Genomic DNA, 23,337 nt, shown 5'->3' with positions numbered 1-23,337 from the left:
CTCCCCTCAGGTCACGAGCCTGCGTTGAAACAGCTCGCGGAACACCGGGTAGATATCCGCCGCCGAGACGATCTGCTGCTGGGCGAAGGTATCGCCGAACGTATCGCAGACCTGCTCGTACTCGTACCACAGCGCCTGGTGCTCGCGCGGAGTGATCTCGACGTAGGTGTAGTACTGCACGAACGGCATGATCTGCTTGATCAGGATATCCCGGCAGATGGGTGAATCGTCGTTCCAGTTGTCGCCGTCCGAGGCCTGTGCGGCATAAATGTTCCATTCGTTGATGGGATAGCGCTCGGCCATGATCTCCTGCATCAACTTGAGCGCACTGGAGACAATGGTGCCGCCGGTTTCCCGGGAATAGAAGAACTCCTCCTCGTCGACCTCGCGGGCGCTGGTGTGGTGGCGGATGAACACGACCTCGATCTTGTCGTAATTCCGCTTGAGGAACAGGTACAGGAGGATGAAGAAGCGCTTGGCGATGTCCTTGGTGGCCTGGGTCATGGAGCCGGAGACGTCCATCAGGCAGAACATCACTGCCTTGGAGGAGGGGTTGGGCTGCTTGACCAGCAGGTTGTACTTGAGGTCGAACGTGTCGAGGAAGGGTACACGTTCAATTCTGGCGCGAAGTTTTGCGATTTCTGCTTCAAGTTCCTGTATATCGCCGAAGTTATCCGGCTCCTCGCGCTTCAGGCGTTCCAGTTCTTCTTTCGCTACCTTCAGTTTGCCGCGGCTGCTGCCGGACAAGGCGATGCGCCGGGCGTGGGCCGAGCGCAGGGTGCGGACGATATTGATGCGCGAAGGATTGCCTTCATTGCTGATGCCGGCTCGCACGGTCTTGAAGGTATCGGCACCGGTGAGGTGACGTTTGACCAGATTGGGTAATTCGAGGTCCTCGAACATGAAGTCGAGGAATTCTTCCTGGGTGATCTGGAAGACGAAGTCGTCCATGCCCTCACCCTGGTTGCTGGCCTTGCCCCCGCCACGGCCTCCACCCCCGCCCTGGGGGCGCGGAATGCGATCGCCGGTGGTGAATTCCTTGTTGCCGGGATGGACGATGGTCTGCCGTCCGCCACGGCCGTGGTGCAGGACGGGCTCGTCGATGTCGCGGCCGGGGATGCTGATCTGTTCGCCATGCTCCATATCGGTGATGGAACGGCGGCTCACGGCCTCCTCCACGGCCTTCTTGATGTGCTCGCGGTAGCGCCGCAGGAACCGCTGGCGGTTCACCGTGCTCTTGTTCTTGCCGTTCAAACGCCTGTCGATGACATAGCTCATAGACCCCTCCGGGGAGCTTCAGGCTGCAAGACGCGGAGGACGCCGTACGAGACGGCGCCTCCGGCTAGCGTATTCCTGGCTTGCAGCTTGAGACTGTTTTACTGCGACTTGCGTACCCGCAGGTACCATTCGGACAGCAGGCGTACCTGTTTCTCCGTATAGCCGCGTTCGACCATGCGTTTGACGAAGTCGTTGTGCTTCTGCTGCTCCTCCTTGCTGCCCTTGGCGTTGAAGCTGATGACCGGCAGAAGGTCTTCGGTGTTGGAGAACATTTTCTTCTCGATGACCACACGCAGCTTCTCGTAGCTGAGCCAACTGGGGTTCTTGCCGTTGTTGTTGGCCCGGGCGCGGAGAACGAAGTTGACGATCTCGTTGCGGAAATCCTTCGGGTTGCTGATGCCGGCTGGTTTTTCGATCTTTTCCAGTTCCTCGTTCAGGGCCACCCGGTTGAGGATTTCGCCGGTTTCCGGATCACGGTATTCCTGGTCCTGGATCCAGAAGTCCGCGTAGAGCACATAGCGGTCGAAAATGTTCTGGCCGTACTCGCTGTAGGACTCCAGGTAGGCGGTCTGGATTTCCTTGCCGATGAACTCGATGTAGCGCGGCGCCAGGTACTCCTTGATGTAGCGCAGGTAGCGTTCGCGCACTTCAGCCGGAAACTGCTCCTGCTCGATTTGCTGTTCCAGCACATAGAGCAGGTGCACCGGGTTGGCCGCCACTTCGTGCGGATCGAAGTTGAACACCTTGGAAAGAATCTTGAAGGCGAAGCGGGTGGATAGCCCGTTCATGCCCTCGTCCACGCCGGCGGAGTCGCGGTATTCCTGGATGGACTTGGCTTTGGGATCGGTATCCTTGAGATTCTCGCCATCGTAAACGCGCATCTTCGAGTAGATGTTCGAGTTTTCCGGCTCCTTCAGGCGCGACAGCGCGGAGAACTGCGCCAGCATGCGCAGTGTGTCTGGTGCGCAGTGGGCGTGGGCCAGGGAACTGCCGACAAGCAGTTTGTCGTAGATCTTGATCTCGTCGGCGACCCGCAAGCAGTAGGGCACTTTGACGATGTAGATCCGGTCGATGAAGGCCTCGTTGTTCTTGTTGTTACGGAAGCTGTGCCATTCCGATTCGTTGGAGTGGGCCAGGATGATGCCGCTGAAGGGCAGGCCGCCAAGGCCTTCGGTACTGTTGTAGTTGCCTTCCTGGGTGGCGGTCAGCAGCGGGTGCAGCACCTTGATCGGCGCCTTGAACATCTCGACGAATTCCATCAGGCCCTGGTTGGCCCGGCACAGCGCGCCCGAGTAGCTGTAGGCGTCGGCGTCGTTCTGCGGGAACTCCTCCAGCTTGCGGATATCCACTTTGCCCACCAGGGCGGAGATGTCCTGGTTGTTTTCGTCACCTGGTTCGGTCTTGGCGATAGCGATCTGGTTGAGGATCGAGGGGTAGAGTTTGACCACGCGGAACTTGCTGATATCGCCCCCAAACTCATTGAGGCGTTTGGTCGCCCAGGGCGAGATCACCGTACGCAGGTAGCGTCGCGGGATGCCGTACTCTTCCTCGAGGATGGCGCCATCCTCGTCGGCATTGAACAGCCCGAGGGGCGACTCGAATACGGGAGAGCCCTTGATGGCGTAGAAGGGCACGCGCTCCATCAGTTGCTTCAGTTTCTCCGCCAGGGACGATTTGCCGCCGCCGACCGGACCCAGCAGGTAGAGGATCTGTTTCTTCTCTTCCAGGCCTTGGGCGGCATGGCGGAAGTAGGCGACTATCTGGTCGATGCATTCTTCCATGCCGTGGAAGTCCGCAAATGCCGGATAGCGGCGGATCACCTTGTTGGAGAAAATCCGCGAAAGCCGCGGGTCTAGCGAGGTATCCAGCAGTTCCGGATCGCCGATTGCCAAGAGCATGCGTTCCGCCGCGCTGGCATAGGCACTACGGTCCTGCTTGCACAGGTCGAGATACTCCTGAAGGGAATATTCCTCCTGGCGTGTCGCTTCGAAGCGTTGTTGGAAGTGGCTGAAAATGCTCATGACGTCACCTCGCTGGAAACAGGAAGCCGGCGCGGGGTCGGTTGTGCGGGTGCGGGCAGTCAGCCGAAGAAGGTCGGCCGATGAAAATCCCCCAGAACACCTGAATGGTCGCTGCCGATGGCCCGGAACCGGTGGACCGGCTCTCCCCTTTTTTGGATGGCCTGAGCTAAGAGTAGTTCGTTATCGGCAAGGTCAAGCATGACGGAACGATAACAAGGGATTACCGTTCGTCGGGATGGAGGCGCTAAGCCAGTGATGGCGCGGGGTTGCGCCTCACTGGAAAAAATTTCAATCGACGCTGCTCTGGGTGACTTCGCCGGGATAGGCGCTGCGCCAGAGCTCAAAACCGCCGTCCAGGCTGTAGACCTCGGCGAAGCCCTGATGTGCGAGATAGGCAGCCGCGCCCTGGCTCGAGTTGCCGTGGTAGCAGGAAACGATCAGGGGCTTGTCGAAGTCGGCATGGGCGATGAAGTCGGCAAGGGAGTAGTTATCCAGGTGGTGTGAACCACTGATGTGGCCCAGGGCAAAACTCTGCGGGTCGCGGATGTCCACCACCACTGCGCCTTGCTCGCGCAGGGCTTGGGCCCGTTCGGGGGGGATGCGCTGGAACTCACTCATGGCGATTCTCCTCACAGCTGCAGCTGATGCGTTCGCGGCTGTCGATGTTCAGCAGGGTCATGGCGCCGCCCCAGACACAGCCAGTGTCCAGGGCGAACAGGCCGGGTTCGTCACATTTGCCTTCCAGGGACGCCCAGTGGCCGAAGATGATCTTCTGCCCACGAGTCTTGCGCTCGGGGAAGCTGAACCAGGGGGCGAAGCCGGGCGGTGCTGTGCCCAGGCCTTCCTTGGATTTGAGGTCCAGGGTGCCGTCGGCGCGACAGAAACGCATTCGGGTGAAGTAATTGGTGATGACGCGCAGGCGGGTGACGCCGTGCAGGTCGCTGTCCCACTTGGCTGGTTCGTTGCCATACATGCCGTCGAGGAACAGCGGCAGGCGAGCGTCGTCCTGCAGCGCTTCTTCGACTTCAGCGGCGCGCTTGAGGGCCTTCCTCAGCGACCACTGTGGCGGGATGCCGGCGTGGACCAGGGCGATGTCCCGCTTCTCGTCGTAATGCAGCAGCTTCTGTCGGCGCAGCCAGTCCAGCAGGTCAGCGCAGTCCGGCGCATCGAGGATCTCGCGCAGGGTGTCGGCCTTGCGCAGTCGCTCGATGTTGTTGGCGACGGCCAGAAGGTGCAGGTCGTGGTTGCCGAGTACGCAGATTACCGATTCACGGATGGAATAGAGGAAGCGCAGGGTTTCCAGGGATTTGGGGCCACGATTGACCAGATCACCTACCAGCCAGAGCTGGTCCCTGGCCGGGTCGAAGCGGACTTGCTCCAGCAGGCATTTCAGCTGATCCAGACATCCCTGGATATCGCCAACCGCATAAGCCGTCATGCTGGCCCTCCTCAGTGCAGCGAGCCGGGAACGGCGAGACGGAAGGGGGCGATGATGGCGTCGAAGCGTTTGCCGTCTTCGGCGACCATCTGATAGCTGCCCTGCATGCTGCCGACTCGCGTGGCCATCACTGTGCCGCTGGTGTAGGTGTGGCTGGCGCCGGCCTCGATCAGGGGCTGTTGACCGATCACGCCAGCACCGCGGACTTCCTGAACGTGACCGTCGCCGTCGGTGATCACCCAGTGGCGGGTGAGCAGTTTGGCGGGCAGTTCGCCGTTGTTCTGGATGGTCACGGTGTAGGCGAAGGCAAAGCGATTCTCGTCCGGCTGTGACTGTTCCGGGAGGAAGCGGGTGACGACGCTTACGTCGACCTTATAGCGGGAATCGGACACGCGAAAGCTCTCGAGTAGCTGGGATTGGAGTCTAGGGCCTGGGGCCGGCCACGGCCAGTTGATCGGCCAGGCGGACAAAAGCGGCCAGGTCGAGTTGCTCCGGGCGCAGACCGCCGTCGACGCCAGCGGCTTCGATGGCGGCGGCGTCCAGCAGGCCCTTGAGGGTATTGCGTAAGGTCTTGCGCCGCTGGTTGAAGGCTTCGCGTACCACACGTTCCAGCAGTGCAGGGTCCTTCGCAGGATGCGGCAACACGTCGTGGGGCACCAGCCGGACGATGGCGGAATCCACCTTGGGCGGCGGGTTGAAGGCTCCGGGGCCGACATTGAACAGGTGCTCCACCCGGCAGTGGTACTGGACCATGATCGACAGCCGGCCCCAATCGCCGCCACCAGGCTCGGCAGCCAGGCGTTCGACCACCTCCTTCTGCAGCATGAAGTGCATGTCGCGAATCAGGTCTGAGTGGTCCAGGAGGTGGAAAATCAGCGGGGTGGAGATGTTGTACGGCAGGTTGCCCACCACCCGAAGGCTGTGCGGTTCAGCGTCGAGCTGGCGGAAATCGTACTTCAGCGCATCGCCCTGGTTGAGGCGAAAGTTCGGCAACTGGCCGAACTTGTGCTGCAGGATGGGGATCAGGTCCAGGTCCAGTTCGACCACATCCAGTTGCGCGCCGCTGGCCAGCAGGCCTTCGGTAAGGGCGCCCTGCCCTGGGCCGATCTCCAGCAGGCGCTCGCCTGGGCGGGCGTGGATGCTGCGCAGGATGCGATGAATCACGCCGGCGTCGTGCAGGAAGTTCTGGCCGAAACGCTTGCGCGCGCGGTGTTGGTAGTGTTCGGACATCGAAGGCTCCAGGCCTTGGGCCAGGCGGCGAGCCTGGCGTGGAAACGTAGATCGCGCAGTTTATCAGGCGTCAGCCCGCGCCGCCTAAGGCTTGGCCGAGAAAGCGTCGCGGGAGGGGCTGCTCACTGATTGCGTTGCTGCGCGGCGGCCATCTGGTAGGCGGTTTCCAGCGCGACTTCCAGGCTGCCGCAGTCGATTCGGCCGGTGCCAGCCAGATCCAGGGCAGTGCCGTGGTCCACCGAGGTACGGATGATCGGCAGGCCGAGAGTGACGTTCACGGCGGCGCCGAACCCCTTGTATTTGAGTACCGGCAGCCCCTGGTCGTGGTACATGGCAAGCACCGCGTCGCAATGCTCCAGATGCTTTGGCGTGAACAGGGTGTCGGCCGGCAGCGGGCCGATAAGGTCCAGGCCTTCGGCGCGCAGGCCTTCCAGTGTTGGCTCGATGACTTCCAGTTCCTCCCTGCCCAGATGGCCACCTTCTCCTGCATGGGGGTTGAGGCCGCAAACCAGGATGCGCGGCTGGGCAATACCGAACTTGTTCACCAGATCGGCATTCAGGATGCGGCTTACCTTTTGCAGTCGCTCAGGGGTGATGGCAGCGGCGACGTCCTTGAGCGGCAGGTGGGTGGTGACCAGTGCCACGCGCAGGCCTCGGGTCGCGAGCATCATCACCACTTGGCGAGTAGCGGTCAGATCGGCGAGGAACTCGGTGTGGCCGGAAAAGCCGATGCCAGCTTCGTTGATCACACCTTTATGCACCGGCGCGGTGATCATCCCGGCGAAGAGGCCATCGAGGCAACCCTGTCCGGCGCGGGTCAGGGTCGCCAGCACATACTCCGCGTTCTCCGGTGACAGTTGGCCTGGTTTGACCGCTGCCCGCAGTGGCGTATCCCAGACAAAAAGGCTGCCGGCGGGGGCCGGGGCGTCCGGAAGCCGGGAGGGATCGACATCGATCAGTTGGATGGACAGGCCCAATTCAGCGGCGCGCTGTTCAAGCAGGCTGCGGCTGGCGATGGCGATCAGGGCGTGGGGCTGGGCGGAGCGGGAGAGGAGCAGGCATAGGTCGGGGCCGATGCCGGCAGGTTCACCAGGGGTGAGGGCGAAGCGGAGAGGGTTCATTCCGGGTCCTTGCGTGGTGTCCAGCGCGTTGGCGGTGATTGTACCGCCAGCGCGCTGTCCTGCGACCCGTGTGATTACAGCTTGGTTTCGACGTAGGCCTCGTCGCGGATCTGGCGCAGCCAGGCCTGCAGTTCCTCGTCGTACTTGCGATTGCGCAGGATGTTCATGGCCTGCTGCTCGCGGAACTGCTCGCTGCTGTCCGTGGCGCGGCGGCCCAGCACTTCCAGCACATGCCAGCCGTAGGGACTCTTGAACGGCTTGGAGAGTTTGCCTGCCTGGGTCTGGCTCATGACTTCGCGGAACTCCGGCACCAGTGCATTGGGGTCGATCCAGTTCAGATCACCGCCGTTGAGAGCAGAGCCCGGGTCTTCGGAGAAGCTCTTCGCCAGTTCGGCGAAGTCTTCGCCGGACTGGATGCGCTCGTAGAGGCGCTCGGCCAGACGCTTGGTATCCGCTTCACTACGAATCTCGCTCGGCTTGAGCAGAATGTGGCGAACATGCACTTCGTCGCGAACCAGGGTGTCGCCGCCACGCTTGTCCAGAAGCTTCAGGATGATGAAGCCGCCTGGAGTGCGAACCGGCTCGGTGACCTGGCCGGGTTGCAGGGCGCTGATCATGCCGTCGAAAGGGGGCGGCAGCTGTGCGGCTTTGCGCCAGCCGATTTCGCCGCCTTCCAGTGCTGTTTCACCGGCGGAGCGAGAGATGGCCAGCTGGGTGAAGTCGGCACCTTGCTGCAGCTGCTGGTACAGCTCCTGGACCTGGCGTTCGGCGGCCTGAATGGTGCTGGGAGACGAGCCTTCCGGGACCGGGATCAGGATGTTGGCCAGGCGGAACTCTTCGGACAGCTGGATCTTGCCCATGTCGGAGGCCAGGAAGTTCTGCACTTCCTGGTCGGTGACCTGAATGCGCTCCGCCACGCGGCGCTGACGCACACGGCTGATGACCATCTCACGGCGCACCTGGTCGCGGGCGTCGTCGTAGGACAGGCCGTCGCGGGACAGGGCGCCGCGGAACTGGTCGACCGTCATGCCGTTACGCTGGGCAATGGCTTCGATGGCCTGATTCAGTTCTTCGTCAGCAATACGGATGCCGGAACGATCACCGATCTGCAGTTGAATATTCTCGATGATCAGGCGCTCCAGCACTTGCTGGTTGAGCACATGCTCAGGTGGTAGCGAGGCGCCGCGCTTGGCGATGGTCTGCTGCACTTCACGCAGGCGCTGATCCAGCTGGCTCTGCATGATTACGTCGTTGTCGACAATGGCGACCACGCGGTCGATGGAGCGAACCTCGGCGTGCGCAGTGCCGCCGAGGAGCAGGGCGCCCAGCAACAGCGGGCGCAGACAATCAGAGAGCTTGGTCTTCACGTTCACGGTAACCTTGAATGCCTTTTTCCAGGAAGCCTTCGGCCTTGTTGCCCACGATGCCGCCGAGGCCCTTCAGGACGATTTGCAGGAAGATCCCGCGGTCGCCGCTTTCGTTGGCTGTATCCGGCGTCTGGTCGAACTCGTCGTAGTCCACCCAGTAGCGGTTGATCAGGCGCAGCTTCCAGCAGCAGTTGTCGTACTCGAAGCCGCCGAAGGCTTCCAGGGTACGGTCGCGATTGTAGTCGTACTGCCAGCGAGCAATAGCGCTCCATTGCGGGACCACTGGCCAGATGACCGAGAAGTCGTGCTGGCTGATCTTGTAGTAGTCCTCGATGAAGCCCGGGGTGCCCGGGGTGCCGAAGTCACCGCCGCCAACCACCCAGTTACCAGTGGACTGATCGTAGCGGACGGCGTCGTTGCGGTAGCGATAGCCGGCATTGACCACCTTGTTCGGATTGTCTTCCGGCTGGTAGTGGAACATCGCCGCGCCGGAACGAGTGCGATGGGAATCCGGATCCCAGTTGAAGTTGGAGCTCAGGCGCCAATCGCGATTGAAACGGTAGAGGTAATCCAGTGCATAGGGTGAAACCGAGGATTGGGCATCGGCGCGGGTGTCGGCATCGATTCCGGGGAGCTGCACCTTGCGGTCCTGGAAGTAAAACGCCTGACCGATGCTGAAACGCTGGCGTTCGAAGCCGTTGGACTCGATCCAGCGGTTCGTCACGCCTAAGGAGATCTGGTTGGCGTCGCCAATGCGGTCGCGGCCGGAGAAGCGGTTATCGCGGAAGAGCTGGGCGTAGTTGAAGGTGTACTCACCGGTGTCGAACACTGGGATATCGGTCTGATCTTCTTCCGGAACGTAGAGGTAGAACAGGCGCGGCTCTAGCGTCTGGGTATAGTCCTTGCCGAAGAACTGAGTCTTGCGGTCGAAGTAGAGACCACTGTCGACGCTGTAAATCGGAACCTGGCGATCCTGGCTGCCATGGAAGGTCTGCTCGGCCAGCAGCGTACTCTTGCCGCGCTGGTCGAGGTCCAGCTCGTACTGAGTGTAGGTGTACTTGATCTGCGGTTTCACGAAGCCCCAGGTCCAGTTCATCGGCAAGCTGACGATCGGTTCCAAGTGGGTACGATCGCCATTGGAACGGGCGAGGCCGCGCACGTTGTTGTCATTCCAGGGGGAGGAATTACCGTCGATATCGGTGAAGTTGCCTTTGCGCAAGTCGCGGTCGAAGCGCACAAACTCGGTGTTGTAGGCAAAGCTCAAGCCGGCGGGCCGGTAGGGCAAAACACCGTTGAAGGTGATCTGCGGAAGACGGTCATACGGCGTGGTATCGGTAATAGTCGCCTGCTCGTAGGCGTGAGCATTCAGTTTTGCGGTATAGGAATCGCCGCGGTAGGTCAGGGTTCCGCGCTGGTTTACGAAAGTCGGAGTACTGACGCTCAGGTCGGTATCCAGGTCGTCGAAGTAGTACGGGTCGCTGATGTCGGTGTAGTCGACTTCGGCCAGCAGGCGGGAGTCCAGACCGCCGGTGTGTTTCCAGCTGTACAGCCAGCGTTTTTTCTCGTACTCGGACATGAGCTTGCGCTCGTCTTCCTGGTCGTCCAGGTAGGCGGCGCCCAACTGGCCTTCGCTGCTGTGGGTCAGGTAGCGGAACTCGCCTTCCATCATCATGCCGCGCTTGGCCATGTAGCGTGGGTACAGGGTGGCGTCGTAGTTCGGTGCCAAGTTGAAGTAGTAGGGCGTGACCAGCAGGAAGCCGGTGTCGGTGCTGCTGCCGATGGTCGGTGGCAGGAAGCCGGACTGGCGACGGTCGTCGATCGGGAAATAGATGTACGGGGTGTAGAACACCGGAATGTCCTTGACCCGCAGTGTGACGTTGGTCGCGGTGCCAAAGCCGGTAGCCGGGTTCAGCTTGATGTTGTTGCCTTTCAGGTGCCAGGCATTGTCACCCGGTTCACAGCGGGTGTAGGTGCCGTCCTTCAGGCGAATGATGGCGTCTTCCTGGCGCTTGGCGTAGAGCGCGCTACCGCGGGTGTGCGACTGGTGCAGGACGTACTCGGCGTTGTCGACCTTGGCTTCGCCGTTGTCCAGTTGCAGCTCGGCGTGATCGCCGACGACAAGGGCGCCGTTGTCACGCAGCTTGACGTTTCCGACCAGTTCACCGCGGTTTTCCGCCTGGTGCAGGTTGGCTTCGTCGGCCTCTACCTGCATGCTGCCCTGGCGAAGCACGACATCACCGGCGAGGGTGGCGATCTGCTTTTCCTGCTCGTAGCGCGAGGCCTTGGCGGAGATATAGGTGGGCGCATCCTCCATGGGCGTGTCATCGTCCATGCCCGGACGCGGCGGCTCTATATAAGCGCCGGCGCAATAGGGACCGGCTTCGGCCAACTGCGCGGGCGTGAGCTTGTCTCGCGGTACCCAGTCGAGGTGACTGTAGTCGGCGCTGCGGGACGTCAGCCCCTTGCCTTCGGCTTCGGTCACCAAGGTGGCCTTGCTGCCTTCAGCTTCGCTGCCTTCGGGGGCCTGGGTAGCACCGCCAGTGGTCGAACTCACGGCGCTGCCGCTGTGAACAGGGCGTGGCGGCAGGCTCTCGGCGCTGGCTTTGGGCGCGCACGCCCAGCTTCCAGTGGCGGAAGCCTGGCAGTCGAACTGCTCGGCGGCGACGACGAATGAGGTGGCTACTGGCTGAAGGGCCAGCAGGCTGCCGGTCACCAGCAGAGGGAACTTTTTACGAAACGCGGGGGATCTTACTGCCATCTTGTTAGTCCGGGCTTCCTGCGCGCCTTCGGCCCGCTGGGGCCGCACGCCTCTCGATGGGCTGAAAAAGATGCTGGATAATAAAGCATGACCCGCACAACGGCTAGCGCCGCCGGAGACCACCTGATGCACCATGAAGACCTTCGCCTTCAGCAGCTGAGCCAATGGCTGGACCAGCAGTTGCCGACCCTGTTCGCTGCCCAAGGCTGGGGCCCCGTGCCTGCCGCCGAGCTGGTTCCAGCCAGCAGCGATGCCAGCTTTCGTCGTTATTTCCGCTGGGAGGCCGAAGGCCGCACCCTGATCCTGATGGACGCCCCGCCGCCCCGCGAGGACTGCCGGCCGTTCGTGAAGGTGGCCGGAATGCTCGCCGAAGCGGGGGTGCATGTGCCGCGCATCCTGGCGGCCGATGTGGAGCAAGGCTTCCTTGTTCTCGACGACCTGGGGCGCCAGACCTACCTCGACGTGATCAACAGCGAGAACGCTGATCAGTTGTTCGATGACGCCCTGCAGGCGCTGCTGACTTTCCAGAAGCGCAGTCTCGACGTGCCCATGCCCAGTTACGACGACGCCTTGCTGCGCCGTGAGCTGCAGCTCTTCCCCGAGTGGTACCTGCAGCGCCATCTGGGCGTCGAGCTGGAAGGTGAGCGCCTGGCCGCCTGGCAGCGCATCTCCGACCGGCTGATCGATAGCGCCCTGGCCCAGGCCAAGGTGCTGGTGCACCGTGACTACATGCCGCGCAACCTGATGCTCAGCGCGCCCAATCCCGGTGTGCTGGATTTTCAGGATGCGGTCTACGGTCCGGTCACCTACGACGTTACCTGCCTGTTCAAGGACGCTTTCCTCAGTTGGCCAGAGGCGCGCGTTGCCGGTTGGCTGGAGCGTTACTGGAACCAGGCACGTGAGGAGGGGATTCCGGTCCAGGCGGATTTCGCCGAGTTCCATCGCGCCAGCGACCTGATGGGTGTGCAGCGCCATCTCAAGGTCATCGGCATCTTCGCGCGAATCTGCCACCGCGACGGCAAGCCCAAGTACCTGGGTGATGTGCCGCGATTCTTCGCCTATATAAAGGCAGTGATCGAACGTCGCCCCGAGCTGGTCGAGCTGGGTGACCTGCTGGCCAGCCTGCCCAAGGACGAGGTCAGCCAACCATGAAGGCCATGATTCTTGCCGCTGGCAAGGGTGAGCGCATGCGTCCGCTGACCTTGCATACCCCAAAGCCGCTGGTCCGTGCCGCGGGCACTCCGCTGATCGAGTTCCATCTTCGCGCCCTGGAGCAGGCCGGTTTCCGTGAGCTGGTGATCAACCATGCCTGGCTGGGCCAGCAGATCGAGGATCACCTGGGCGATGGCGCACGCTTTGGCCTGTCCATCCGTTTTTCCGCTGAAGGGGAGCCGCTGGAAACCGGGGGTGGCATCTTCCGCGCGTTGCCGCTGCTGGGGGACGAACCTTTCCTCGTGGTCAACGGTGATGTCTGGACCGACTTCGACTTCAACCACCTGCGCCGACCACTGGACGGCTTGGCCCACCTGGTACTGGTGGATAACCCGGCGCATCACCCGCACGGTGACTTCCGCCTGGACAGCGGCCGGGTGAGTGATGCCGTGGACGGGGAGCCGAGCCTTACCTACAGCGGTATTGCCGTGCTCCATCCGCGCCTGTTCGAGGGCTGCCAAGCGGGAGCCTTCAAGCTGGCGCCGCTACTGAGACGGGCGATGCTTGCCGGCCAGGTGAGCGGCGAGCATTTCCGCGGGCGCTGGGTAGATGTCGGTACCCACGAGCGCCTGGCGGAAGTCGAAAGCCTGTTGCTGGCGGAGGCCTGAGTTGGTCTGGCCCGCCACCCTGATCGGCGCCGCCGCCGGATTCGCCTTGGCGAGCATTCCAGGGGCCATGCTCGGCGGGCTCCTGGGGCATGTGCTCGATCGCCGTCTGGCGCTGGATTCCTGGAGCGCCCTGCGTGCCCGGCTGCGCGGCGATCCTGCCATTGACCAGCAGGACCTGCTGTTCATCCTGCTCGGTCGTCTGGCCAAGAGCGATGGCCGTGTGCAAGAAGCTCATATCCAGCAGGCGCGATCCGAAATGAAGCGTCTTGGGTTGGACGAGGCTGGCACCCGCCGCGCGATTGCCGCTTTCAACCGGGGTAAAGCGGGCGGCGACAACCTGCGTCCCTGCCTGTGCAAATTGAAGGACGAACGTCTGACGGTCGAACGCCTGCTGCGCAGTTGCTGGCAGATGGCTGCGGCCGATGGCCGGATCGGCCAGTGCGAGCGCGAGCTCATCCTGCAATGGGGGCGCTGGCTTGGTTTCTCGGCATCTCGGGTGGAGACCCTTGGGGCCGGCTATGACACGCCTCAGCGCCTGCCGCCCAAACGCAGCAATAGCTACAAAGAGGCGTTGACCTTGCTGGGCGTGACCGCCGATTGCGAACCCGCGGTGATCAAGCGAGCCTACCGCCGCCTGCTGAGCCAGAGCCATCCGGACAAGCTTGCCGGGTCAGGCGCCAGCCAGGCCGTGGTGCGCGCCGCCACTGACCGCACTCGTGAACTGCACAGTGCGTATAACTTGATCCGTGAGCGTCACGGCTTTCGTTGATTGCTCGTTCGTCGTTCAACCGTCCCCGGCCGGGGACTTGCCGCTGTCCGCTTCCAGATGCAGGCTCAGCCACCCGCGAATGCGCCGGATCAGTTGTTCCTGCTCGATGTCGGGATCGGCCGGCAGCGCCTTCATGGCGATCTGGATGTAGGCCGGGTGTTGCTGTCGTTTGCTCGCCTGGAGGCGTCGCAGAGCTGCATCGCGGTCCGTGGGCTGGTCCTTGTAGTAGAAGTCGCCGGTGGCCAGTTTCAGTTCAGGCAACGAATCTTCCAACGCCGGTTCATAGCCGGGGGGCAGCTCTGCTGCAACCAGCAAGAGGTTGCGTACGTCCTTCGGTTCATGGGCAGTGAGGAATTGCGTTGCCCAGTAGGCGCCGCTGCCGTGCCCCAGTAGCACGATGGATTTCGGCTTCTGCTGGCGGGCGAAGGCCAGGGCCGCTTCGATGCGGGCGAATACCCGATCGGTCTGGGCCTTCTGAATGGCGTCGCGAGACAGCGCTGGAGGTGCCGGGTCGGTATTGGGCTCGGCGCTGCCGGCCTGTTCGGTATTGGCCGGGCCTTCCTCCTGCGCCTTCTCCGGGCTTACCGCGGGTTCCGCCTTGGTCGGTTCTTCGGTTTTCACCGGACGCGGTGGCGGCGGGTTGCCGCTGGGGTCCGGCAGGGTCAGTGCGAGGGTGCTCCAGCCAGCGTTCGGAAGCTGACGCCGCAACGGGCCTATGGCTTCTGGCCAATCGGCACTTTCGCCCTCGCCGGGCAGGAGGATTACCAGGCCGTTGGGATTGCTCACATTGGCCGGCTGCCAGAGTGCAAGGAACGCCTCTTCACCGGCCACGAGCGTTTGTTGCTCCCGGCTCGGGAGCTGCCGCTCCAGGTTGGCGGCTTCCTCCTGGCTGCGCTCCACCAGGGGCGCGCGCTCTAGCGTTGGTGCGGATTCCTTGGACATGGTTGCGGCCTCTTCTTCCGCCAGCAGGGCGGGAGACGCGGGCAGCAGGGCGAGGCAAAGGGCCGCAAGGGTCGGGCGAAAGACGCGGGGCATCTGGGATTTCCTGGTCGAGCTGGAAAGCAGGAGCCTAATGGCTCGATGGATCTTTGTCAGGCTGTGCCTTCGCATGGTTCGTCGAGGCTGGAGTAAGGTATGTCGGCTGTTCTCCTCGTTGCGGTTGGCTTTCGATGATGCGTGCGCTCCTTTCCCTGTTGTTTGCCTGCTGCCTGGCGATACCCGTATCGGCGGCACCTGCCCAGCTGCCGCTGGAAGAGAGCCAGCGACAATGGCTCGAGAACCATAGCCAACTCCGCGTTGGTGCCGTGTTGCAGGCGCCCTATGTCCAGTTGGACCGTCGCCTGCAGCAGCTCTCGGGGGCCAACGTCGAGTTGATGAACTGGCTGGCCACGTCCATGGGGGTGGAACTGGTCTGGCGTACCTACGACAGCCTGGGCGAGCTGGAGCAGGCCTTGCGTGCCGGGCAGATCGATTTGGCTCCGGGCCTTGGCCAGACACCCGCCGGACTGCGCCTCTGGTTATTTTCCGACCCGTATATGCGGGTCTCGCAATTGATGGTTGGGGAGCGAGAGGGCAACGCGGCGGTGGATCTGGAGCAGTTGGACGCCACCTCCCCGGTTGCCCTGCGCGAGCCCAGCGCGGTGGCCGACTACCTGCGAGCCACATACTCCAACCTCAACCTCAAGCCCGTGGCTAGCGAACGGCAGGCCTTGCAGGCATTGCTCGCCGAGCAGGTGCGTTATGCCGTACTGGACGAGGCCCAGCTCAGTCGATTGTCCCGTGAACAGGAGTTCGCCGGGCTCGCCGTGGTGGCGGACATTGGTTTTCCACAGCTGCTGCGAGTGGCCTCGCGGCGCGACTGGCCGGAATTGGCGTCCATCGTCGATATCGCCCTGCGCAGCCTGCCAGCCAAAGACCTCGACCAACTCCACGAGCGCTGGCTGCAACCCAAGTACCCCCGCCTGGGTGAGTCCGCCGGCTTCTGGCAGAACCTCAGCCTGCTGCTCGGCGTACTGCTGTTGGCCGCTGCGGCCATCATCGCCTGGCTGCGTCGACAGCGGCGCAGGCTTGAACGGCAACTGCTCGATGCCCGCCAGGCGCTGCAGTTGCGCGAAGCGGCCGAGGAAGCCCTGCGCCTCACCCAGTTCTCCATCGACCACAGCACACTCGGCATTCTCTGGGTGAACTGGGACAGCCATGTGCGTTACGCCAACCGAGCTGCCGAACAGATGCTCGGCTATGCACCGGGTAGCCTGGCGGACCGGCCCCTGGCGGACTTCCAGCCCGAACTGAACATGGATCGCTGGCTGAACCTCTGGCGCCGCGCGCGCAATAGCGACGAGGGTCCGCTGAGCTTCGAGACGCGCAGCCTGCGGCCGGACGGCAGCTGGCTGCCGGCAGATGTGTCGCTGAGCTTCCTGCGCTTTGGTTCCTCGGAGTACCTGGTGGTCTTCCTCTCCGATGCCACCGAGCGCCGTCGCGCCCGTGAGGCGTTGGAGGAAAGCGAAGCGCGCCTCAAGGGCATCGCTTCCAACGTTCCTGGGCTGGTGTTCCGGCTGGAACGACCGAAGGCCGGCGCGCCGTCGAATTTTGCGTTCATCGGCGAAGGTAGCGAGGGACTGGTGGGCTACAGCGCAAGCGAGCTGCTGGATACCGGGCGCGGCATTCGTGGCCTGGTCCATCCGGAAGACCGCGATGGCTACTGGGACAGCCAGACCCAGGCGCTGGACGCCGATCGAGATTGGCACTGGCAAGGGCGAATCCTTACCCGTGACGGCGAACTGCGCTGGGCCGACATCAAGGCCAGTGCGCGGGTCTTCGACGACGGTCGTGCGGTTTGGGACGGCGTGGTCTGGGACATCACCGGCAACAAGCAGATCGAGCTGGAACTGGCCGCATCCCGTGCCCAGTTGCGCGACCTCTCGGCGCACCTGGAAAGCGTGCGCGAAGAAGAGAAGGCGCGTATCGCTCGCGAAGTGCATGACGAGCTGGGCCAGGTGCTCACGGTGCTCAAGCTGGAAACGTCCATGTGCGAGCTGGCTTTCGCAGGGCTCGATGCGGGCCTGCGCGAGCGTCTGGACAGCATGAAACGGTTGATCGCTCAGCTCTTCCAGTTGGTGCGCGATGTCGCCACCGCGCTGAGGCCACCCATCCTCGATGCAGGTATCGCCTCGGCCATCGAATGGCAGGCACGGCGTTTCGAGGCGCGCACTCAAATTCCCTGCTTGGTGGAAGTGCCCGAGCAACTGCCGCAGCTGTCCGATGCCAAGGCGGTGGGGCTGTTCCGGGTGCTGCAGGAGGCGCTGACCAACGTCATGCGTCATGCCGAAGCGCATACTGTCGCGGTTCGTCTCTGCGAGGAAGACGGCATGCTCTGCCTGCGGATCAGCGATGACGGTCGAGGGTTCGACACCCGCGTCGCGCGTGGCAGCTCCTTCGGCCTGGTGGGCATGCGCGAGCGGGTGCTGATGCTGGGCGGCAGCCTGCAGATAGAGAGCCAACCAGGGGAGGGCACCACCCTCTGTGTACGCGTGGCATTGGATAAGGAGAAAGCAGCGTGATCCGAGTACTGGTAGCCGAAGACCACACCATCGTCCGCGAGGGCATCAAGCAACTGATCGGGCTGGCCAAGGACCTTTGCGTAGTAGGTGAAGCTGGCAATGGTGAGCAACTGATGGAAACCCTGCGCCAGACGCCCTGCGAGGTGGTACTGCTGGATATCTCCATGCCCGGCGTCAACGGCCTGGAAGCCATTCCTCGCATCCGCGCCCTGACAAATCCGCCAGCGGTACTGGTGCTGTCCATGCACGACGAGGCGCAGATGGCCGCGCGGGCGCTGAAGATCGGCGCCGCCGGTTATGCCACCAAGGACAGCGACCCGGCCCTGTTGCTCACCGCCATTCGCAAGGTGGCTACGGGAGGTCGCTACATCGATCCGGACCTGGCCGACCGCATGGTCTTCGAGGTGGGGCTGACCGATGCCCGCCCCGCCCATACCTTGCTCTCGGAGCGGGAATTCTCGGTGTTCGAGCGTCTGGTGCGGGGCGAAGGGGTGAACGAAATCGCCCAGCAACTGGCGGTCAGCAGCAAGACGATAAGCACCCACAAGGCCCGCCTGATGCAGAAACTAGGGCTGCATTCCGTGGCGGACCTGGTGAAATACGCCGTGGAGCACAAGCTGCTGTGAATGTCCGATAATCGCGCTCTGATTTGTAGGGCGATCCCTACAAGAAATCCTCTCTAAGCCTTATAGCAATCTCTCATACCGCCCGATTTGCGTGACCTGCTGCCTTCTCTAGGCTTTTGTCTACGGCAGACACAAAAACAAAGGTGCGGTTATGGCCGAGACACAAGGCAACGACATCCTGGTCAGCTTTCGCGGCGTGCAGAAGAGCTACGACGGCGAGACCCTGATCGTCAAAGACCTCAACCTGGACATTCGCAAAGGCGAATTCCTCACCCTGCTCGGGCCATCCGGCTCCGGCAAGACCACCAGCCTGATGATGCTCGCCGGGTTCGAAACCCCCACCAGCGGCGAGATTCTCCTGGCCGGTCGCTCCATTAACAACGTGCCGCCGCACAAGCGCGACATCGGCATGGTGTTCCAGAACTACGCATTGTTCCCGCACATGACAGTGGCCGAGAACCTAGCGTTCCCGCTCTCGGTGCGCGGCATGAGCAAGACCGACGCCAGCGAGCGGGTCAAGCGTGCGCTCTCCATGGTCCAGCTCGACGCCTTCCGCAACCGCTACCCGGGCCAGCTCTCCGGCGGTCAGCAGCAGCGTGTCGCCCTGGCCCGTGCCCTGGTGTTCGAACCTCAGCTGGTGTTGATGGACGAACCCCTCGGCGCGCTGGACAAGCAGCTGCGTGAACACATGCAGATGGAGATCAAGCACATCCATCAACGCCTCGGCGTGACCGTGGTCTACGTGACCCACGACCAGGGCGAAGCCCTGACCATGTCCGACCGCGTGGCCGTGTTCCACCAGGGTGAGATCCAGCAGATCGCCCCGCCGCGCGAGCTCTACGAGCTGCCGCGCAACACCTTCGTGGCGAACTTCATCGGTGAGAACAACCGCTTGAACGGGCAGCTGGAAAGCCACGACGGCGATCGCTGCGTGGTGCGTCTGGCCCGTGGCGAGAAGATCGAGGCGCTGGCGATCAACGTCGGCAAGCCGGGTGAGTCGGTGACCTTGTCGATCCGTCCGGAGCGCATACGCCTGAATGGCCACAGCGAGAGCTGCGCGAATCGCTTTTCCGGGCGCGTTGCCGAGTTCATCTACCTGGGCGATCACGTGCGTATCCGCATGGAGGTGTGCGGCAAGCCCGATTTCTTCGTCAAGCAACCTATTGCTGAGCTCGACCCCGCACTGGCGGTAGGCGATGTGGTGCCGCTCGGCTGGCAAGTGGAGCACGTCCGCGCACTGGACCCGCTTCTGGCGGAATGACGCGGCGGCGCCAAGGCATTAGCAACCCTGCACTGTGGAGAAAATAACAATGTCGAAATCCCTGAAACTCACCGCCATCGCTCTCGGGCTGGCCTGCGCCTCCCAGGTGATGGCTGCTGACCTGACCGTGGTGTCCTTTGGCGGCGCCAACAAGAATGCTCAGGTCAAGGCGTTCTACGAGCCCTACGAGCAGAGCACCGGAAACAAGATCATCGCCGGTGAGTACAACGGCGAAATGGCCAAGGTGAAAGCCATGGTCGACACCAACAGCGTGTCCTGGAACCTGGTGGAAGTGGAGTCGCCAGAGCTTTCCCGTGGCTGCGACGAAGGCATGTTCGAAGAACTCGACGCCGCTCAGTTCGGCAAGTCCGAAGACTTCGTCCCCGGTGCCATCCAGCCCTGCGGCGTCGGCTTCTTCGTCTGGTCCACCGTGCTGGCCTACAACGCCGACAAGCTGCAGAGCGCGCCAACCAGCTGGGCTGATTTCTGGGATGTGAAGAAATTCCCCGGCAAGCGCGGCCTGCGCAAGGGCGCCAAGTACACCCTGGAGTTCGCCCTGATGGCTGATGGCGTTGCGCCGAAAGACGTCTACAGCGTGCTCGCCACCAAGGAAGGCCAGGACCGCGCCTTCAAGAAGCTCGACGAGATCAAACCGAGCATCCAGTGGTGGGAAGCCGGCGCCCAGCCGCCACAGTTCCTCGCTTCCGGCGACGTGGTCATGAGCTCCGCCTACAACGGCCGCATCGCTGCCGTGCAGAAGGAAAGCAACCTGAAAGTCGTGTGGACCGGCGGTATCTACGACTTCGACTCCTGGGCGATCCCGAAGGGCGCCAAGGATGCCGACAAGGCCAAGGAATTCATCGCCTTCTCGGTCAAGCCCGAGCAGCAGAAGATCTACTCCGAGAACATCGCCTACGGCCCGGCCAACACCCAGGCGGTGCCGCTGCTGGACAAGGCCCTGCTCAAGGACATGCCGACCACCCCGGAGAACATCAAGGACCAGGTCGCCATGGATGTCACCTTCTGGGCTGACTACGGCGAGCAACTGGAGCAGCGCTTCAACTCCTGGGCGGCCAAGTAAGGCTGCCGCTATTCCCCTCTCCCTCCGGGAGAGGGGCTGGGGGTGAGGGAAGTCTTTCCTCACCTCGGCCCTACCGGGCTGAAAGTCCAACCCTGTTCCAACGGAGTTCGTCATGGCCACTGCAGTGCCCCTTACCGAGGTCGCCGGCCCCAGCCTGAAGCAGCGCCTCGCCCGTGCCGAGCGGATGAATCGCCTGAAGTCCCAGGCGCTGATCCTGCCGCTGCTGATTTTCCTCCTGCTGACCTTCCTGGTGCCCATTGGCGCGCTGCTCTACAGGAGCGTGAACAACCCGGAAGTGGTCGGCTCCATGCCGCGCACCGTCGACGCCATTTCCAGTTGGGACGGCAAGGCGCTGCCCGACGAACCGGTGTACAAGGCCCTGGCTGAAGACCTCGCCGCGGCGCGCAAGAACCAGACTATCGGTGACCTTTCCAAACGCCTGAACATGGAGCTGGCCGGCTACCGCAGCCTGATGGCCAAGACTGCCCGTGCCCTGCCGTTCAAGACCGAGCCAGCCTCGTATAAAGATGCCCTGGAAAGTCTGGATGAGCGCTGGGGCGACCCGGCCTACTGGCAGGCGATCCGCCGCAACGCCAGTGAACTGACCCCCTATTACCTGCTGGCCGCGCTCGACCATCGCATCGATGATCTGGGAGAGGTTGCCCCGGCCACTCCGGACCAGGCGATCTATCTGGATATCTTCGCCCGCACCTTCTGGATGGGCGCGGTGATTACAGTGATCTGTCTGATACTGGCCTACCCGCTGGCCTACTTGCTGGCTAACCTCCCGACCCGGCAGAGCAACCTGCTGATGATCCTGGTGCTGCTGCCGTTCTGGACTTCCATCCTGGTGCGCGTCGCCGCCTGGATCGTGCTGCTGCAGTCTGGCGGCCTGATCAACGGCGCGCTGATCAAACTCGGCCTGATCGACCAGCCGCTGCAGCTGGTGTTCAACCGCACCGGCGTCTACATCGCCATGGTGCACATCATGCTGCCGTTCATGATCCTGCCGATCTACAGCGTAATGAAAGGCATCTCGCCGAGCTATATGCGGGCGGCGATCTCCCTCGGCTGCCACCCTTTCGCCAGTTTCTGGCGGGTGTATTTCCCGCAGACCGTGGCCGGCGTTGGTGCCGGGTGCCTGCTGGTGTTCATCCTGTCCATCGGCTACTACATCACCCCGGCGCTGCTGGGTAGCCCGAACGACCAGATGGTGAGCTACTTCGTCGCCTTCTTCACCAACACCACCATCAACTGGGGTATGGCCACGGCCTTGGGCGGCATGCTGCTGTTCGCCACCCTGATTCTCTATGTGGTGTACAGCTGGCTGGTGGGCGCTGGCCGCCTGCGTCTGGGTTGAGGAGAGAAAAATGCTGAGCCCTTACATGTCCCCGATCGAGCGCCTGTGGTACTTCACCCTGCGCGGCCTCTGCGGCCTGGTGCTGCTGTTCCTGATCCTACCGGTGCTGGTGATCATCCCGCTGTCGTTCAACTCCGGCACCTTCCTCGTCTATCCGCTGCAGGGCTTCTCCTTGCGCTGGTATGCCGATTTCTTCGGCTCAGCGGAATGGATGCGCTCGCTGGCCAACAGCATGATCGTTGCCCCGGCGGCCACCGTGCTGGCTATGGTCTTCGGCACCCTGGCTTCTATCGGCCTGACCCGGGGCGAGTTCCGCGGCAAGGCGCTGGTGATGAGCCTGTTGATTTCGCCGATGGTGGTGCCGGTGGTGATCATCGGTGTCGCCAGCTACCTGTTCTTCGCACCATTGGGGCTTGGCAACAGTTATCTGTCGCTGATCCTGGTGCATGCGGTGCTGGGGGTGCCCTTCGTGATCATCACGGTGTCGGCCACCCTGCAGGGCTTCAACTACAACCTCGTGCGCGCCGCTGCCAGCCTGGGGGCGCCGCCACTGACCGCGTTCTTCAAGGTAACCCTGCCGCTGATCGCGCCGGGGGTGATCTCCGGAGCGCTCTTCGCCTTCGCCACCTCCTTCGACGAAGTGGTCGTGACCCTGTTCCTCGCCGGCCCCGAGCAGGCCACCCTGCCGCGGCAGATGTTCAGTGGTATCCGCGAGAACCTCAGTCCCACCATCGCCGCTGCCGCGACGTTGCTGATCGGTTTCTCCGTCGCGCTGTTGCTGGTGCTGGAATGGCTGCGCGGTCGCAGTGAGCGCATGCGCACCTCCATGCCGGAGTAAACCTCTCCAACCTTCGCCTGCCCGCGTCCCCATCGCGGGCAGGTTCTTTTCCGCCTCACCTCAGTCATCGGTCGAATCCCCGCGCGCCATTCATCCCGGCTACAATCCGCGCCACCGTGATTCTGCCCTGAGGTCCGCCATGCAGCCCTTCGCCATCGCACCGTCGATCCTGTCCGCCGATTTCGCCCGCCTGGGCGAGGAAGTGGAGAACGTCCTCGCCGCCGGCGCCGACATCGTTCACTTCGACGTGATGGACAACCACTACGTACCCAATCTGACCATTGGCCCGATGGTCTGCTCGGCGCTGCGCAAGTACGGCATCACCGCGCCGATCGATGCGCACCTGATGGTCAAACCGGTCGATCGCATCATTGGTGACTTCATCGAGGCGGGTGCGACCTACGTGACCTTCCATCCGGAAGCCTCCGAGCACGTCGACCGCTCCCTGCAACTGATTCGCGACGGCGGCGCCAAGTCTGGCCTGGTGTTCAATCCGGCGACTCCGCTGGACGTACTGAAGTACGTGATGGACAAGGTCGACATGATTCTGCTGATGAGCGTCAACCCCGGCTTCGGTGGGCAGAAGTTCATCCCCGGCACGCTCGACAAGCTGCGCGAGGCCCGTGCCCTGATCGACGCCTCCGGTCGTGACATCCGCCTGGAAATCGACGGCGGCGTCAATGTGAAAAACATCCGCGAGATCGCCGCCGCGGGCGCCGACACCTTCGTCGCCGGGTCGGCCATCTTCAACACCCCGGACTACGCCGAAGTCATCGCCGCCATGCGCGCCGAGCTGGCCCTGGTTTGAT

At 62.9% G+C, this 23,337-nt stretch carries 20 protein-coding genes; 10 read left to right on the top strand and 10 right to left on the bottom strand.

The features are described from left to right. Positions 1-6 precede the first annotated feature (6 nt). From AAHM40_RS07065 to AAHM40_RS07025, 9 genes are all read right to left on the bottom strand, one after another. The gene (locus tag AAHM40_RS07065) at positions 7-1,278 is read right to left on the bottom strand and encodes a YeaH/YhbH family protein (RefSeq protein ID WP_342244011.1); all 1,272 of its coding nucleotides are present in this window, start codon (positions 1,276-1,278) and stop codon (positions 7-9) included. A gap of 98 nt (positions 1,279-1,376) precedes the next feature. Then, complete coding sequence (locus AAHM40_RS07060; RefSeq protein WP_342244010.1) at positions 1,377-3,299, bottom strand: PrkA family serine protein kinase; 1,923 nt, start codon at positions 3,297-3,299, stop codon at positions 1,377-1,379. 288 nt (positions 3,300-3,587) lie between these two features. Next, the gene (gene glpE / locus AAHM40_RS07055) at positions 3,588-3,917 is read right to left on the bottom strand and encodes a thiosulfate sulfurtransferase GlpE (RefSeq protein WP_342244009.1); all 330 of its coding nucleotides are present in this window, start codon (positions 3,915-3,917) and stop codon (positions 3,588-3,590) included. Beyond that, entirely contained in the window at positions 3,910-4,737 is an 828-nt protein-coding gene (locus AAHM40_RS07050) for a symmetrical bis(5'-nucleosyl)-tetraphosphatase (RefSeq protein ID WP_342244008.1), read from the bottom strand. The genes glpE and AAHM40_RS07050 overlap by 8 nt, the downstream gene beginning before the upstream one ends. Positions 4,738-4,748: 11 nt before the next feature. Beyond that, positions 4,749-5,129, bottom strand: a complete 381-nt coding sequence (gene apaG / locus AAHM40_RS07045; RefSeq protein ID WP_342244007.1) for a Co2+/Mg2+ efflux protein ApaG — start codon at positions 5,127-5,129, stop codon at positions 4,749-4,751. 31 nt (positions 5,130-5,160) lie between these two features. Continuing rightward, a complete protein-coding gene (gene rsmA, locus AAHM40_RS07040) occupies positions 5,161-5,967 on the bottom strand; it encodes a 16S rRNA (adenine(1518)-N(6)/adenine(1519)-N(6))-dimethyltransferase RsmA (RefSeq protein ID WP_342244006.1) in 807 nt (268 codons plus the stop codon). A gap of 122 nt (positions 5,968-6,089) precedes the next feature. Beyond that, positions 6,090-7,088 carry a 4-hydroxythreonine-4-phosphate dehydrogenase PdxA gene (pdxA, locus tag AAHM40_RS07035; RefSeq protein ID WP_342244005.1) on the bottom strand — a complete coding sequence of 333 codons (999 nt, stop codon included), beginning with the start codon at positions 7,086-7,088 and terminating at the stop codon, positions 6,090-6,092. A 74-nt stretch (positions 7,089-7,162) separates the two neighbouring features. After that, positions 7,163-8,455: a peptidylprolyl isomerase gene (locus tag AAHM40_RS07030; protein WP_342244004.1), complete on the bottom strand. Its 1,293-nt coding sequence runs from the start codon at positions 8,453-8,455 to the stop codon at positions 7,163-7,165. Next, positions 8,436-11,213 carry an LPS-assembly protein LptD gene (locus tag AAHM40_RS07025; protein ID WP_342244003.1) on the bottom strand — a complete coding sequence of 926 codons (2,778 nt, stop codon included), beginning with the start codon at positions 11,211-11,213 and terminating at the stop codon, positions 8,436-8,438. Before AAHM40_RS07025 ends, AAHM40_RS07030 begins: the two co-directional genes overlap by 20 nt. A 126-nt stretch (positions 11,214-11,339) precedes the next feature. Between AAHM40_RS07025 and AAHM40_RS07020 the strand changes: the two genes are divergently transcribed. From AAHM40_RS07020 to AAHM40_RS07010, 3 genes are read left to right on the top strand one after another with little or no spacing between them, the layout of a single operon-like run. Further along, the gene (locus AAHM40_RS07020) at positions 11,340-12,365 is read left to right on the top strand and encodes an aminoglycoside phosphotransferase family protein (protein ID WP_342244097.1); all 1,026 of its coding nucleotides are present in this window, start codon (positions 11,340-11,342) and stop codon (positions 12,363-12,365) included. Further along, entirely contained in the window at positions 12,362-13,033 is a 672-nt protein-coding gene (gene murU, locus AAHM40_RS07015; protein WP_342244002.1) for an N-acetylmuramate alpha-1-phosphate uridylyltransferase MurU, read from the top strand. The genes AAHM40_RS07020 and murU overlap by 4 nt, the downstream gene beginning before the upstream one ends. A gap of 1 nt (position 13,034) precedes the next feature. Continuing rightward, positions 13,035-13,802, top strand: a complete 768-nt coding sequence (locus AAHM40_RS07010; RefSeq protein ID WP_342244001.1) for a TerB family tellurite resistance protein — start codon at positions 13,035-13,037, stop codon at positions 13,800-13,802. Between the two features lie 15 nt (positions 13,803-13,817). Here AAHM40_RS07010 and AAHM40_RS07005 read toward each other — a convergent pair whose 3' ends face one another. Next, entirely contained in the window at positions 13,818-14,837 is a 1,020-nt protein-coding gene (locus AAHM40_RS07005) for an alpha/beta hydrolase family protein (protein WP_342244000.1), read from the bottom strand. A 134-nt stretch (positions 14,838-14,971) separates the two neighbouring features. Between AAHM40_RS07005 and AAHM40_RS07000 the strand changes: the two genes are divergently transcribed. From AAHM40_RS07000 to rpe, 7 genes are all read left to right on the top strand, one after another. Then, positions 14,972-17,362 carry a PAS domain-containing sensor histidine kinase gene (locus AAHM40_RS07000; RefSeq protein ID WP_342243999.1) on the top strand — a complete coding sequence of 797 codons (2,391 nt, stop codon included), beginning with the start codon at positions 14,972-14,974 and terminating at the stop codon, positions 17,360-17,362. Beyond that, positions 17,359-17,988 carry a response regulator transcription factor gene (locus AAHM40_RS06995; protein WP_342243998.1) on the top strand — a complete coding sequence of 210 codons (630 nt, stop codon included), beginning with the start codon at positions 17,359-17,361 and terminating at the stop codon, positions 17,986-17,988. Before AAHM40_RS07000 ends, AAHM40_RS06995 begins: the two co-directional genes overlap by 4 nt. Before the next feature lie 151 nt (positions 17,989-18,139). Continuing rightward, positions 18,140-19,249 carry an ABC transporter ATP-binding protein gene (locus AAHM40_RS06990; protein WP_342243997.1) on the top strand — a complete coding sequence of 370 codons (1,110 nt, stop codon included), beginning with the start codon at positions 18,140-18,142 and terminating at the stop codon, positions 19,247-19,249. Between the two features lie 49 nt (positions 19,250-19,298). Further along, a complete protein-coding gene (locus tag AAHM40_RS06985) occupies positions 19,299-20,330 on the top strand; it encodes an ABC transporter substrate-binding protein (protein WP_342243996.1) in 1,032 nt (343 codons plus the stop codon). Positions 20,331-20,442: 112 nt separating this feature from the next. Next, positions 20,443-21,690 (top strand): ABC transporter permease, encoded by a 1,248-nt coding sequence (locus AAHM40_RS06980; RefSeq protein WP_342243995.1) that lies wholly within the window; start codon positions 20,443-20,445, stop codon positions 21,688-21,690. A 10-nt stretch (positions 21,691-21,700) separates the two neighbouring features. After that, on the top strand, positions 21,701-22,528 hold the full coding sequence (locus tag AAHM40_RS06975; protein WP_342243994.1) for an ABC transporter permease: 828 nt from the start codon (positions 21,701-21,703) through the stop codon (positions 22,526-22,528). A 139-nt stretch (positions 22,529-22,667) separates the two neighbouring features. Next, positions 22,668-23,336, top strand: a complete 669-nt coding sequence (gene rpe / locus AAHM40_RS06970; protein WP_274800885.1) for a ribulose-phosphate 3-epimerase — start codon at positions 22,668-22,670, stop codon at positions 23,334-23,336. Position 23,337 lies beyond the last annotated feature (1 nt).

The sequence above is a fragment of the Pseudomonas sp. OTU5201 genome, assembly GCF_038440135.1.
Taxonomy (GTDB): Bacteria; Pseudomonadota; Gammaproteobacteria; order Pseudomonadales; family Pseudomonadaceae; genus Metapseudomonas; species Metapseudomonas resinovorans.
This window is presented reverse-complemented; position numbering and strand designations above follow the sequence as displayed.